We start from the raw sequence: 14081 nt of genomic DNA on the forward strand, positions 1-14081 counted from the left end.
ATTTGCCACAGTCTAGCGTCGCCGGCTGCACAATGGAAGATAAATTACGTCATCAGACTGTCAAACTACGGTTGCGCACTGAAAAACGCTCAATACCGCAAGGAAATTGCGTAGCTAACCAAGTCACTTCTCAGCTAATTTCAAACTTCCCGCCCAGCAGGCGTGCGCGCGCCAAGTGACTCGATTCCCAGCGCAGCACGCAACCGCCGCGAGATGATATCGATGACGACTGTGGCCAGCATGGTGACAAGCAAGAGGACCACGGCGCGATCTATGCGGATTTCCTGAATGGCCGCACCGACGTAGAAACCGAGCGTGCTGATGCCAAGCAAGCCGACAAGCGCGGACTCACGCACGATGATCTCCCAGCGATAGAAACAGAGCGCGAGGAACGAACCGTAGACGCGCGGCAGAAGTTCGAAGAAATAAAGGTTTGCCCCTCGTGGCGCGTCCGCCCGCAGACCTTGATGAATACCCGTCGACTGTCGTCCGAGAAGATGCGCGATGATCGTGCCATTGTGCAAGCCAAGCGCCAGCACCGCTGGCAGCATCGATGGACCGAACACCTGAAGCAGAATGTAGGCGAGCATGTATTCGGGCGTCGAGCGCCCGACCACCAGCCCGATATGGCCGAAAACGGCTCCGATTCGACCGGTGAGCGAGCGCACGATCAGCGGAAAGCCCAGCAATGCGACGATTCCCGCCACGACTAGCGCGATCTGCGCCACGATCATCGTTGCCGCAAGTCCGGGCAGAGCCTGATTGAGCATCAGTTTCTCAAGCCAGCTCCAGAACCGCCCCCAGGTCGCCAACTCGGAAATGTCGCCATTGCGCAGCGGAGCCGGGACGATGTCGTGGGTCAAAAACCTGCTCAGTGCGCCGGACGCCATCGGCGGCGTCTGAAGCGTCGCCAGAAAGGCGATGGACGCGGCAATGTAAGCAGGCGCCAGCGCGCCGCGCATCCACCAGCGCATCGTTGCGATGAGCACATAATAGATGATCAGCACCGCCGCGACCGCGCCATACATGCCCTGCTTGAGGAAACTGTCGAGCTCGAATCCGAGCGTTGGCAGGCCGACAAAGCCCAAGACGGCGGACGAGCGCAGACCGCATTCCAGGCGATAAAGCACGTAGATCCTGATTTCGCGCAACGCCAGCGGCAGGCGCGCAAAGAAATGGATCGAGATCGGATCAGCCTTCGGAGGCACCGCCGCGACAGGGCGGGGGTCGGCTTCGTCAAGATATTCAGAAAACACCTTGGCGAAAATACCGGAATAGGAAATCGCGATGGCGAGCACGCCAGTCGCGGCGGATAGGCCGGTGATCTGCATCAGCAATATGGCCCAGAACAGCTCATGGATCGAGCGAATGCAGATGCAGAAGAGGCGAACGGGGCGGTAGTGGTAGAATGGAGCGAGAGCAAAGCCGACGGTGGCGCCAGCGGCAACACCGCAAATGGCGAACGAGATCGTCAGTGCCGCAGCGTAGGAGAGGCTGCCGATGGCGGAAAAGTCGGGCGAGAGCAATCCGCGCCCCATCCGGGCCAACTCGGCCCAGGGATCGTGCGACGCAATGCGGAAATCCGCGACGGGCATGAGAGCGATCGCGAGCGCAACGAAGGCCGCCGCTGTGCCGACACGGCCAAGACGGGGCAGGGAGCGCTCAGCGACCGCGATATAGGACATCGATGTCCTCATCAGATACCACATCGGTAGATCGGTCGAACGTGATGCGACCATCGGCGATGCCGACAATGCGCGTGGCGACCGAGCGCGCCAGTTCGACGTCGTGCAGCGCCAGCAGGAGCGTGTCGAAGCGCCGGGCGACCTCGCCGATGAGCCCGGCTGCCTGCTGCACGTCAACTGCCGACACCGGCTCGTCGCCGATCAGCATGCTGCCGCCGCGATGGATCGCACGCGCCAGGGCGGTGCGCTGCTTCTGCCCACCAGAGAGGCTTTCCACCGATTGCCGCTCCAGACCGTCAAGCCCGACGATCTTCAACGGCTCGGCGACGCGCCGCCGCTCCGACCCCATCGGCCAGACAAGATTTGCCAGATTGTAGACCGCCCCGCGGTCATCGAGGCGACCCATATAGACGTTGTGAAAAATGGAGAGCTGCGGAACCAGCCCGTGCTCCTGTGGCACGAGGGAGACGCGTGCGCCGCCCTCCGCCAGCTTCTTGTAGACCGCATTGAGCAAGGTGGACTTGCCCGCGCCGGAACGCCCAAGAAGAACGACACGCTCCCCCGGACGCAGGCTGAAATCGACATCGACCAAAACGACCTTGCGGCCATAGGAAAACGTCTCGCCCGAGAAGCGCAGCGTTTCGTGCGGCTGTGTCACGCCGGACATAGCGGTGTCGGTCGACATGCAGATCGCCTTAGTCGAGCAGGTCCAGTTTCTGTCCGACGTCGAGGATCGGGCCGTAATCGTCATTGCTCGCGGCAACGAAGGCCTTGCGCGGGAACGACGCCAGCAATTCCGGATCGGTCATGCCGATCAGCGCGGCCTTGACCTTGTCGGAAAAGCCCTCGCCAAACCGTGCGTCGGCATCGCCCCGGATAGTCCAGTTGTAATCCGGATAGGGCGGCGTTTTCCAGATAACCCGCGTGGTGGCGACTTCGGGCGCGTTCTCCTTCACCGCAGTATCGTAAACTGTGTAGTTCAGCGCGCCGATCTGATAGGCGCCGGTGGAGACGACCTTCAGCGTCTGGCCATGGTCGCCTGAAAAGCCGACCTGCGAGAAGAATTCGTCCGGAGCCTTCCCGGTCTCCTCGCGGATGTAATAGTCCGGGAACAGGCGACCGGAGGTCGATGTTTGCGCCCCGAAGGTGAACGTCATGCCTTCAGCAGCCTTCGGAAAGACTTCGCCTTCCTCCAGTCCGGTGCTTTCATGAGCGATGAAATAGGAGATGAACTTCATGTCTTCATCGCCCTGCGCCAGCGCCTGGGAGCCGGGAACCGCAAGACGTGCCTGCACCCCTGACAGGCCGCCGAACCAGGCAAGCTGGATTTGGTCATTGCGGAACGCGACCACGGATGCGGCATAGTTCTTGACCGGCACATACTGCACCGGCACGCCAAGCTCCTTGGACAGATATTCTGCGACATTGGCAAATCGCTGCATCAGCCGCGTTTCATCATCGTCGGGAATGGCCGAGAAGTAGAGGGTTGGTTTGTCCTGCGCAACGGCAGTCGCAGCGGTCGCCAGCACAAGGCCAACCGCAGTGACCGCCCCACCGATAAGGCGAAGCATGTCTATCCTCCCGATAGATATGAGTGGAGCGAAAGCGTTGGCAGCAACCCAATGTCGGCCCGAAGGCCGGAGCGCGCACGGCGCATCACAGGTATCAGGTACAAGCGCTTGATCGAAGTCTAGACGCGATCAGGACCAAGTCAACCGACCGCATACAACATCAGTGGACTATTTCTTCGACCTTCAACCGACGACCTTTTCTGTCGAAGAAATGCCCACCATTCAGGACACGTCGGTCAGCACGTACCTTTTCTTCAAGAGCACGTAGCTGTGTACGCGCCATGTCGTTGGGGACCGGCCCGATGACGCTGTCGACGGGGAAGAAGGCAGCACCGTTCCAGTCGGTTTCGGAACTTTGAAACAGTTGGCGCACTTCGCGCCAACGCGTCTCATCGCCGATGACGTTCATGAAGGTGGAGCTCAACAGCTCGATCGAACGCGTATCGATCCCCACCAGAACCACGAGGACGGTGAAGTCGCCACGACGGCGGTATTCTGCCGGCAGCCACTGATCGAAGAGGGCAGGGCGGGGATCAGAAGTCGACAAGCTGCGTCTCCGGCATGTAATGCTCGAAAAGCACCCAGAATGGCTTGCCCCGCGCCTCGGCATACCAGGCTTCAAACACGGCAAGCGCTTCCCCGATGTCGGGCTCTAACGCATTATCCTCCGACGGGTGTACGGCATCAAAGGCCGTCTGCGCGACCTTTTCGTATTCCACGAGCACTTCCTGACGCGCGTCGCTGTCTTCGCGCCAGCCAAGACGATCGCGCAGCATGACGACCGCACGCGCCACCGTAGCATCCCTTTCCTGACCGGACGACACGGTATCGAACAGCGAGCGCATCACGTTCATCCGGCGATAGGCAAACGCACGCGACTGAGCGAGTTCGGCAACCCGTGCATTCATCGTTGCCCGGAATTCCTGCTCGGCCTGCTCGCAACATTTCGCATCATCGGCAAGCGCTGTGATGAACGGATGGCTGTCGGTCACTTCGCGCTTCCACAAGCTGGCGGAGGAGAGTGGGGGTCGAACCCACCTGGGACCGTCTCACGGCCCCACCCGGATTTGAAGTCCGGACAGATCACCGGACCTGCCTCTCCTCCAAGGGCTGAACTCATTGGGCAATCGTCCAATCCACTCAATGCTGAATGATCCTTATGCTACCACTCTGCTACCCTTATTCTTTACCTAACGTGCGTTTGAGCGCTGCGTCAACTTGGACGGCTGCACCAGCCTTGCATCGCTGGCGCATACGGCCTCGTTTCTTTTCAGGAGCGATACTTACCGCGCCATTGAAAAACTCGCTCGCCTACCTGCTGCAGGATCAAGCTTCCTCTCTAAAACGCAGGACACGATGCTGTTCCAACGCCGCCGCGACTGCAGCTTCATCCGGGAAAGCGGCTGGCTCGAACCTATCGAGACGGAAACGATGTGGGTCGGCGATGACCTTCCTCCCCGTCGCAATCTCTGCCGCGAGGCGCCCCATACCGGGCCCGTGAGTAACGCCCGACTCGTTGTCTCCGCCCGCTACGACGATGCGCTTCGTGCCCGGGACTCTCCCGACCAGCAGTGCATTATCCGGTGTATAGCAGGCGATTCCCTGAACGCATTCCTGTACCGACGAGCCCACGAGAGAAGGGAAATAATCTTCCAGAACATCTCTCTGGTGCGCGTGAAGCGCCTCCACGAGCTCGGGAAAGTTTTGATGCCCAGCTGGTGGCTCCCGCTTGATATCCCCTACAAGCTGGTAGAAGGGCCGGTAGCCCATGGCGGTGCCCCATAACACCGAGCCATAGCTTTCGCGCAGCCACAACCGAAGCTCGCGGCACTGGATGGTGGGAGAAACGCCGGGCAGTCCGCGATTATCAGTGAGAATCCGCGTTGCAACCACACGGAGCAACGGCAATTTCCAGCCTGTCTGCTCCAGAACACTATTGTTCCAAGCTCCCGCCGCCAAGATCACGGCATCCGCCTCAATGACATCGCCTTCACTCAGGGTCACACGCACACCGCTGGCATGCTCTTCAACGCCGGTGACCGAACTGCCAATCAGCATGTTTGCACCTGCCTCCCGGATCAAATCTCCCAGGACAGCAATAGCCTTGCCGGTTTCAAGCTGGATGCCATGAGGATTGTAGGCCGCAGAGTAGAGGCGACTGGTGTCAACCAGACCTTGGGTCAGCTTCTCGATCCCGGCGGGGTCAAGAGCCTGCATCTCCTTTGGTGCATGCACGGATTCAAGCACGGGACGCACATGCTGCTCGTGTCCTTCCGGCGTCAGCGAGAGCATCAGCGTGCCGCGTGCCCGATAGCCGATATCCTGGCCCAACTCGGCGAGGGCGCGATAGAAGTCGAGCCCGTATTGCTGCAGCGTCAGCCCTTCTGGCCCCATGTCGATCATGCCTGCCGACCAGTGCGACACAAAGCCTGCACCAGCGCTGGTGGTTGAGCCACCAGGTTCAACCGGGTCGATAATGGTTACCTTGCCGACACCGGAACGCAGCAAATGAAACGCTGCCGCGCAGCCTGCAATGCCGGCACCAACGACAACGACATGAACGTTCTGCGCTTCATGAGCAATCTCGAGATCGTCGAATTTCATATGTTCTACCATCAACTGCAATGGGGGAGGCGGGCGGCTGCAAGCCGGCACCGCCGAAGAGGAAGTAACGAAGCGCTGCGTTATTTGACAACCTTGAGGCTGCCCATATTCGGCATGTCTTCCGGATGAACGGCAATGTCGAAACGGTCGTTCATTGCATAGCTCAGCGTCTGGTTGTGGATCGGCAGTACGAGATAGTCGTCTTTGATCGTCTTCCAGATTCCCACCAAATCCTGCAGCCGCTTGTCGACATCGGTTTCGCTGGCCAGCGCCTCGATGCGGGCATCGATTGCGTCGTCCTTGAGCTTCGAGCCGTTATAGGCACCGTAAGGGCCTTCCTTGGAGTGATAGAGGACGTCGAACAGATAGGCAGAATCGAATGTCGGCACGCCGGCGCCGAACAAGAAGAAGTCGCTTTCGTCGGCCTGCACCTTGGGGAAGATAATGTTGCGCGAAGCCGAGTGCAGATCGATCTTGATGTTGATCTGCGCCAGCATGCCGGTCAGCGCGAGGCAGATGGCCTCATCGTTGACATAGCGGTCGTTCGGGCAGTCGAGTTGGACGGAGAAGCCGTTTTCATACCCGGCCTCGGCCATCAGTTCCTTGGCGCGCGCGATGTCAGGCTGGCGATAGGCGTCCAGTTCGGCGGTCCATCCTGCCACGAAGGGCGGCACCGGAACTCCGGTCGGGATCGAGAGACCCCGCATCACGACATCGCGGATTGCATCGCGATTGGTAGCCAGAGCCATTGCCTCGCGAACCCGCGCATCGAGAAACGGGTTACCCTCGACATTGGACGATTTCAGATTTTCTGACGACAGATCGTAGCCAAAATAAATGATGCGGTTTTCAGGTCCGTTGACGACCCGGATATTGGCGGCGCTGCGCAGACGTTCCACATCTTGCACCGGCACGTCCTGAACGAGATCGACTTCGCCGGAAAGAAGCGCAGCCAGACGCGTGGCGCCATCGGTGATGGTACGGTACTGGATCTGGGTGATGTCAGGGGTTTCGTCGGACCAGTGGTCTGGAAAATGCTCCATCACTGACAGGACGTCGACATCACGCGAAACGAGCCGATAGCGTCCGGTGCCGTTTTCGTTGAGCGTGGCATAATTGCTTGAGCCAGCCGTATAGTCTTGTGGCTGCTCACTGCCATGCTTTTGCGACCAGGCTTTGCTCATGATGAGAATTGGTGTCAGGTTGGTCGGAAAGATTGGCGAGGTTCCGACCAGTCGAACGTGAACAGTATGGTCATCAACGGCCGAGATTTCCTCGACGCCGGATAGAAACGAACGCATTCCCGAGGCCTGTGCGCGCGCTCTTTCCAGTGAAAATGCAACATCCTCAGCGGTCAGTGGGCTACCGTCATGGAACACCACACCCTCACGGATCTTGAATTCCCAGGTGCGGCTGTCATCGGGAATCATGCGCCACGAAGTCGCCAGCAGCGGCACCAGAGAGCCATCGACGGCGCGATCTACCAACGGTTCATAGAGATGCTTCAGAAAGGCAAGCGTCGTACCTTCGTTGCGCGAATGAACATCGAGCGAGGCCGCGTCGGCAGAGCGAACCCAGCGTAGGGTTTCGGCCGATGCTGGCGTAGAAAGAGCAAGTAATCCCGCCAGCGCAGCGGCGTTGATGGATTTAAAGACATTTCTGGAAACTTGCATTAGTCGGGTTCCTTGCTGCGTATGCTGATTGACTCGTCAAGACACTCTTCGTGCGGGGTGATCAGGCTTTTTCGGAAATGTAGGCGTTGCGACCGGCGGTGATTTCCGTCGCTTGCTGTGGGGTGATATTGCCTGTGATGGCACGGGCGACCAGTTCGCCGACTAGTGGTCCCAGCTTGAACCCATGACCGGAACAGGCACTGAGAAGCCACGTGCAGGAATCGACGGGCCGTGTCATGAAACGTTCGTCGGCGGTCACCGTGTAATAGCAGACCTTGCGCTCGGTGATTTCATAGGTGTCGAAATCTCGAAATGCAGTCTGTGCCGCGGCGAGCACTGGTGTGACGTCGAACTCGGTCGCAATGCGATCGTCGCGGCCATGCCCAATCCTGGTAAAGCGATGGTCGCCGATCTTCAGGCGGGTTCCGAGCCGTGGCGGCAGGATGTAAGCGCCATGGGTCGGCCCGACATCGGTCAGCACAGGTGCAGTCGCCCAAGCCTTCTCGAAAACCGCAGGCGGCTTCAGGTAGAGAACCAACTGGCGGGATGGGACGAGCTGCGCGGCATAATCGGGGAGCAGTTCGGACACCCACGCCCCCGCAGCCACAATTACCATATCAAAGTCATGGACGTTTCCATCGCCGACGATCGTGCCATTGCGTGTATCGATCGAGGAGATATGGCATCCCGGATGCAGCGTAACGCCATGCTCGGTCAGCCAGCGAGCAAGATCGGTGACGATCCGCTCGGCAAACAGGATGCCGGCGCCCTCGGCCTCGAAGGCACCTTCAACCCCGTCGACTGAAATCATCGGCAATCGCTGCTCGATTTCCGCAATGCTGACCCGGCGATGGCCGATGCGAGCGGCGTCGAGTTCCGTCACGGTCGGTTCGTAGTGATCGACCCCACCGCGGATCATATAGAGGATCGGCAACGGCAGATAATGGCTCTTGCCCAAGTCCTTCCAGAGCCGGTCATAGGCGTCGAAAGCAGCTGGCATCAGCGCGGCGTAGCCAGGCAGGTCCGCATAGGTGTGGCGCGTGATTCGGTGCTCATCAAACGATGTCCCACCGGGATTGGGGATCGGCCCCTGATCGAACACGTCGACCGCCACCCCCCGTTTGCGCAACGCCCAAGCCACTGACAGCCCGGCAATTCCAGCGCCTACCACTGCGACTTTCATCATACCCCCAATGCTCAAATCGCTTACCCTTAGGGCAAGGATTACACATTGGACATTGAACAATAGCAAGCCACGGAGACGAGAATTGTTCGGAAAATGTCTCAGCTACACTGTTTTTCGACAGCGACCCAAAACGACAGGGAGGGCTCCCTGTCAGTCAGTAACAAGCTGTGGCTCTTGCTCCGGCAGTCGCAGTCGAATGCACCACACCAGCATTCCCGACACGAGTAATTCCAGTAAAAGTATGAGGTAACCTTGCTTAAAAAGATTCCGCGATACGAAGAAAATCGGAAATACTCTAGGGCGAAACAGACCGCCCGATCCGTTCACCACCCGAATACTGAAGGGGCAGCTTCGAAGACGAGCTTCAGCGCCAGGCCGATCAGCAGGAGCAGGATCGCCCGGTCGAAAGCGGCTGGCGAGAGACGTTGTGCGAGCGCCGTGCCGACGGGCATGAAAAGAAGGATCGGCACCACGGCGGCAAGGCTGATCGCGAGCAGCGGCGCTGACAACAGGCCAACCATACCAAGCGTCGGGATCTGCACCGCCGTCATCGCGACGAAGAAAACCGAAATGGTGAAGATGTAGGCCTGACGGTCTAGTCGCATCGCGCTGAGGAACGTTATCGAGACGGGGGCCGAAATGCCGGAGGACCCCTGAAGGATGCCCGCGACAAGGCCTGCCGGGGCCGAAAGACGCTCACCAGCCTGAAGGCTCAGGCTCCAATCGGGCCGGCATAGGCGCAGGATCACGTAACAGATCACCGCGAACGCGACGATCATTGCCAGCGCTTCATGCGGCAACCAGGCGAGCATGATGGTTCCTGCAAGCGCGCCGAGCGCACCGGTCACAGCGAAAATCCAGCCCAGATGCCCCGCGAGGCGGTGCTCGCGATGTCGCCAGCCCTGCCACAGATTTGTCAGCAGATTCGGCATCATCATGATTACCACCGCCAGCTTGACGTCGAACATGGCGGCAAGCGCCGGGATTGCCAGAATCGGTGCGCCGGCCCCGGTTGCCCCCTTGAGGACACCTCCAAGCGCGAGACAGATGAAAACGAGGACAAATTGGGTCGGATCAATGGTCATGAATGCTGAATCTGTCGTCTGCGGGATTGGCTTGGTCAGGTACGATCGGCGAGCGCCACGGCTACCATACAAATAGCCGGCCCGGTAGCGCACGCTACTGCTACTGCTGAGCCTTATGAGACAGGACGGGCCTGCACGGGATCGCGGCGTTCTGCATTGACCTCCTGAAAGTCCGTCTGGGACGCTTCTCGTTCATCGCCAGCAGCGTTGCCGAACAGATCGAGCCTGTGTGGGTTCAGACGTCGGAGATCGCCGCGACGCAGGGTCACGCCGTGCCGATCCAGAAATTCGAGAATCTCGATTGCGACCTTGCGGCCATTGTCCAGACGGTCGCGAAGGTCAGCGGCGGTAAACTCGCCTTTCGCTTTCGTGCCTGCCACATCCTGCAAGATCTCAATGATCGTGGCGACGACAACCCGCGCAAAAAAACTGTCATGCGCGACCTCATGGACCAGCCCCATCCGGCTTGCCCGCTTCAGCAGCGAACGCATGCGCGGTTCATCCACCTCGAGCATGTTTGCAAAATCGCGGGTTCGTGGTGGCCGGAACCGTTCCTCGCCCAGAAGATGCGGCTCCACCTGCCCCCAAAGGACCTCGTCCTTGGGAGAAAATCGCACGACATGGCTTGCAAGCTTCACCCATGCGCCATCGAGCGACAGGACGCCCTGACGTTGCAACCCCTGCAGGATGAGGCGAAAGAGCGGCGCGGGTGGCCGGATCTCGCCCATCAGCCGCAAGCGCTCAAGACCTATGCCAGGCTGGTCGGGATTCTCGGCGTGGTAGCTTTCAAGATCGGCAAGCAGGCCCTGACGCAGCCGCAGCCAGCGCGAAGGCGCCATCACATTATCGCCGCTGTCAGGCGGAATGCGGATCACATCGTCGTAGAGCGTGCTCGTTTCCTCTGATCCCAGGCCGAGATCGCGGGCAAGCTGCTCAAGATTGACGTAATAGGGTGGGGTTTCAAGGAGTGCCGCCAGCATGGCTCGTGGCGTATCCAGCGCCAGCGCCTGAAGCAGGGCCCGGCGCTCCGGCGAACGCCGCTTGCGTGCAGGGGCGCGCAGGTCGAGCAACCGCCCGCCGCCGATGGTTCGCTGGGCAGAAGTGTCGCGGATGACGAAACGATCTCCCGACATCGCCGCAATCGGCCGGTCGACAACCAGTTGGACCACTGAACTGGTGCCGGGCGCGATCTGAACGTCATCCAGCAGCACGATTCGCGCGGCAACTTCGGCGGCGCCATGGTGAAGGTGAACAGGAAACCACTGCCCGAGAGGACGGGGTTCCGACGGCAGCACAGACAATTGCGCATCAATACGCGCGGTCGGCGCGTGAAGATGCTCGTCAACGATCATATCGCCACGGCTGATCGCGTCCCTGCCGATACGCTCGCCCGTCAGGTTCAGGGCGCAGCGGTCGCCCGCTTTGCCGATCTGTGCCTTTTCATTCTGGGCATGAATGGAGCGCACTCGTGCAACAAGACCAGAGGGGCTGACCCTTACCGTGTCGCCAATCCGAACCTCTCCACCCAGCACCGTACCGGTGACGACAGTGCCGGCCCCCTGCAGCGCGAAGGCGCGATCGACGGCAAGCCGAAAACGCCCTTTCGCACTCCGCTTGCCGATTTCCCGCGCGGCCTGCGACAGCAGCGCTTCGAGTGTGTCGACGCCAAGGCCGGTAGCGCTGGAAACCGGAATGACCGGCGATCCAGCCAGAGCGCTGCCGGACAGGAGTGCCTCGATTTCAATCTCGACAGCAAGCAGACGCTCATCGGTTGCCAGATCCGCCTTGGTGATCACCACCACACCGCGCCGCACGGCAAGCAGATCGAGAATGGCCAGATGCTCGCGGGTCTGCGGCATCACACCATCGTCTGCGGCAACCACCAGCAATGCAAAATCGATACCGCCGGCGCCGGCCAGCATCGTATGGATAAAACGCTCATGTCCGGGCACGTCGATGAAACCGATGCGCTCGCCGTTTGGAAAGGTGCGATAGGCAAAGCCGAGATCGATCGAGATGCCGCGCGCCTTTTCTTCCTTGAGGCGGTCTGTCTCGACACCTGTCAGTGCGCGAACCAGCGAGCTCTTACCGTGGTCGATATGGCCCGCCGTCCCGACAATCATGGCAAGGCGAGCTCGGTGAGCTGTGCCAAAGAACGTCGCTCGGCTTCGGCGCGCTCCTCGGCGGTGAGCGCTTCACGCACTGCCGGAATGAAATTGCCGGCAAGCTTCGATCCGCCATCGCGAGCACGAAGCAACCAGGCCAGTGCAAGGACCGGATTGCGAGCAACGCCGGAACCCGTGTGATGGGCAGCACCAAGCATCGCCTGCGCGTCGGCGTCGCCCAGTTGCGCCGCCTTCTGCCACCACTCCACAGCGCTGATGGGGTCGCGTTCAACACCAAGAGCATCGTGATAAAGGTTGCCAAGCCGTGTCATCGAGGCGGCAACGCCGTGCCCGGCAGCCCGTTCGGCCAAATGGCGCGCTTCGTCGTAGTCGCCTTGCTCGGCGAACATCCACGACAACATGTCCAGCGCCACCGCGTCATCCTGATCGGCAGCGAGGTGATAGAGGCGCATCGCTTCGGCATCATCCTGCGCCACGCCTTCGCCACGAAAATGCAGCGTCGCCAGATTGCGCTGGCCAACTGGATCACCGGACTCTGCCGATAATCGCAGCCACTTTGCCGCGAGCGCCGGATCGGCTTCGACGCCGTGACCAGCCGAAAAACACGCCGCGATATTGTTTTGCGCCCTTGCATTGCCAGCGCGAGCCAACGGCTCCCAGATTGCCAAAGCGACGGCGTAGTCGCCAGACCTCGCGGCGGCGAGGGCGCTCGCCATGTCGCTGTCAGCCTTGCGGGTAGGGCGGAAGCGTTCAAGCCATCGCATTGCGCAGTCCACCCAGATTGGTCGCAAAGCCGTCAACGTCTTCGAGGCAGCGAAGGTCAAGGATCAGCGTGCCATCAGAGATCCGCCCGATGACCGGAGCGGGAAGGGCGCGCAAGGCGCCCGCAAGCGCCTCAAGTGCGCGGCCACTGCCGGAACGCGCGCGAAAGCCGAGCCCCGCAGAAGGAAGGGTGTCGAGCGGCAATGCGCCCGAGCCGATCTGGCTGGAACACTCGACGACTTCGACAGTGAATTCCTCGCCGACGGACTGGCGTGCCAGCGGCAAGAGCATATCGGCTTGCGCCGCAATGTCGTCGCGGGTGCGGGCGAGCAGGCGCAAGGTTGGCAGTTTTTCCATCAGCCGGTCGGGGTCGCGATAGAGTTTCAAGGTGGCTTCCAGCGCTGCCAGCCGAAGCTTGTCGACGCGCAGCGCACGCTTCATCGGGTTGTTGTTGATCGCAGCGATCAACTCCTTGCGACCGACGATGATCCCGGCCTGGGGACCGCCAAGCAGCTTGTCGCCGGAGAACGTGACGATGTCCGCGCCCTCCGCCACCGCCTCGCGCACGGTCGGCTCACGACGCAACCCAAACTGGGCGAGGTCGACCAGCGTGCCGGAGCCAAGATCGTTGACCAGTGCGACCCCGGCAGCTTTCGCGATCCGCGAGAGGGCAGGGGCCTCAACCTCGCTGGTGAAGCCTTCGATGCGGTAGTTCGATGTATGCACCTTGAGAATGAGCGCGACCCCATCCTCGGCCAAAGCCGATTGATAGTCCTTCTCATGGGTGCGATTGGTGGTTCCGACCTCGATCAGCCGCGCGCCGGCGCGCGCCATGATATCCGGCATACGAAACGCACCGCCGATCTCGATCAGTTCGCCGCGCGAGACGATTGCACCCCCGCCATGTCCTGCAAGAGTGTTGAGGACGAGCAAAACGGCGGCGGCGTTGTTGTTGACCAGCGTGGCGTCTTCCGCGCCGGTCAACTCGCAGATCAGCGCGCGCAGATGGTCGTCGCGTTCGCCACGCTTGCCGCTGGTCACATCAAATTCGAGCGCGATGGCACTGCGCATTGCCGCCGCAGCAGCGTCAATCGCGGCCTCTGCCAGCACGGCGCGACCAAGATTCGTATGCAGCACAGTGCCAGTCAGGTTGAAGACCGGACGCAACGAGTTGACGCTGCTCGCTTCGAGTTCCGCCAAAGCGGCCAGGCCGATGCTGTCCGCATCCGCGATGTCAGCGCCCACACGTACCGCCTCTCGTTGGGCTTCAAGCTGATGGCGGATGGCCGAAATTGCCTCGACGCGCCCGAAACGGGCAACCAGCTTCGTGCCGGCCTGCGAACGGAGAATGGCATCAACAGACGGAATCGCACGAAAACTGGCATTCAT

Annotated in this window: 12 protein-coding genes and 1 tRNA gene; all 13 read right to left on the reverse strand. The window is 60.6% G+C overall.

Features of this window, described 5'->3' with window-relative positions; all coding sequences use genetic code 11:
• Window positions 1–140: 140 nt before the first annotated feature.
• The 13 genes from BMZ42_RS02515 to selA all read right to left on the reverse strand — a co-directional run bounded on the left by BMZ42_RS02515 (window position 141) and on the right by selA (window position 14081).
• Window positions 141–1685: a PhnE/PtxC family ABC transporter permease gene (locus BMZ42_RS02515; protein ID WP_091518196.1), complete on the reverse strand. Its 1545-nt coding sequence runs from the start codon at window positions 1683–1685 to the stop codon at window positions 141–143.
• Window positions 1663–2370 carry an ATP-binding cassette domain-containing protein gene (locus tag BMZ42_RS02520; RefSeq protein ID WP_210185193.1) on the reverse strand — a complete coding sequence of 236 codons (708 nt, stop codon included), beginning with the start codon at window positions 2368–2370 and terminating at the stop codon, window positions 1663–1665. The genes BMZ42_RS02515 and BMZ42_RS02520 overlap by 23 nt, the downstream gene beginning before the upstream one ends.
• 10 nt (window positions 2371–2380) lie before the next feature.
• Entirely contained in the window at window positions 2381–3256 is an 876-nt protein-coding gene (locus BMZ42_RS02525) for a putative selenate ABC transporter substrate-binding protein (RefSeq protein WP_091518199.1), read from the reverse strand.
• Between the two features lie 160 nt (window positions 3257–3416).
• Window positions 3417–3803: a hypothetical protein gene (locus BMZ42_RS02530; RefSeq protein ID WP_091518202.1), complete on the reverse strand. Its 387-nt coding sequence runs from the start codon at window positions 3801–3803 to the stop codon at window positions 3417–3419.
• The gene (locus tag BMZ42_RS02535; RefSeq protein WP_091518206.1) at window positions 3790–4248 is read right to left on the reverse strand and encodes a hypothetical protein; all 459 of its coding nucleotides are present in this window, start codon (window positions 4246–4248) and stop codon (window positions 3790–3792) included. Before BMZ42_RS02535 ends, BMZ42_RS02530 begins: the two co-directional genes overlap by 14 nt.
• Before the next feature lie 17 nt (window positions 4249–4265).
• Window positions 4266–4361 (reverse strand) — tRNA-Sec (locus tag BMZ42_RS02540).
• Window positions 4362–4582: 221 nt separating this feature from the next.
• Window positions 4583–5860, reverse strand: coding sequence for an NAD(P)/FAD-dependent oxidoreductase (locus tag BMZ42_RS02545; RefSeq protein WP_091518208.1), 1278 nt, complete (start codon window positions 5858–5860; stop codon window positions 4583–4585).
• An 80-nt stretch (window positions 5861–5940) separates the two neighbouring features.
• Window positions 5941–7533, reverse strand: coding sequence for an ABC transporter substrate-binding protein (locus BMZ42_RS02550; protein ID WP_091518210.1), 1593 nt, complete (start codon window positions 7531–7533; stop codon window positions 5941–5943).
• Between the two features lie 61 nt (window positions 7534–7594).
• Window positions 7595–8716, reverse strand: a complete 1122-nt coding sequence (locus BMZ42_RS02555; protein WP_091518445.1) for an NAD(P)/FAD-dependent oxidoreductase — start codon at window positions 8714–8716, stop codon at window positions 7595–7597.
• A 326-nt stretch (window positions 8717–9042) separates the two neighbouring features.
• A complete protein-coding gene (locus tag BMZ42_RS02560) occupies window positions 9043–9804 on the reverse strand; it encodes a sulfite exporter TauE/SafE family protein (protein WP_091518213.1) in 762 nt (253 codons plus the stop codon).
• 113 nt (window positions 9805–9917) lie between these two features.
• On the reverse strand, window positions 9918–11927 hold the full coding sequence (gene selB, locus BMZ42_RS02565; RefSeq protein WP_091518214.1) for a selenocysteine-specific translation elongation factor: 2010 nt from the start codon (window positions 11925–11927) through the stop codon (window positions 9918–9920).
• Complete coding sequence (locus BMZ42_RS02570; RefSeq protein WP_091518217.1) at window positions 11924–12694, reverse strand: tetratricopeptide repeat protein; 771 nt, start codon at window positions 12692–12694, stop codon at window positions 11924–11926. The genes selB and BMZ42_RS02570 overlap by 4 nt, the downstream gene beginning before the upstream one ends.
• Window positions 12681–14081: an L-seryl-tRNA(Sec) selenium transferase gene (gene selA / locus BMZ42_RS02575; RefSeq protein ID WP_091518219.1), complete on the reverse strand. Its 1401-nt coding sequence runs from the start codon at window positions 14079–14081 to the stop codon at window positions 12681–12683. The genes BMZ42_RS02570 and selA overlap by 14 nt, the downstream gene beginning before the upstream one ends.

This window comes from Aquamicrobium aerolatum DSM 21857 (assembly GCF_900113935.1).
In the GTDB taxonomy this organism is placed as follows: domain Bacteria; phylum Pseudomonadota; class Alphaproteobacteria; order Rhizobiales; family Rhizobiaceae; genus Aerobium; species Aerobium aerolatum.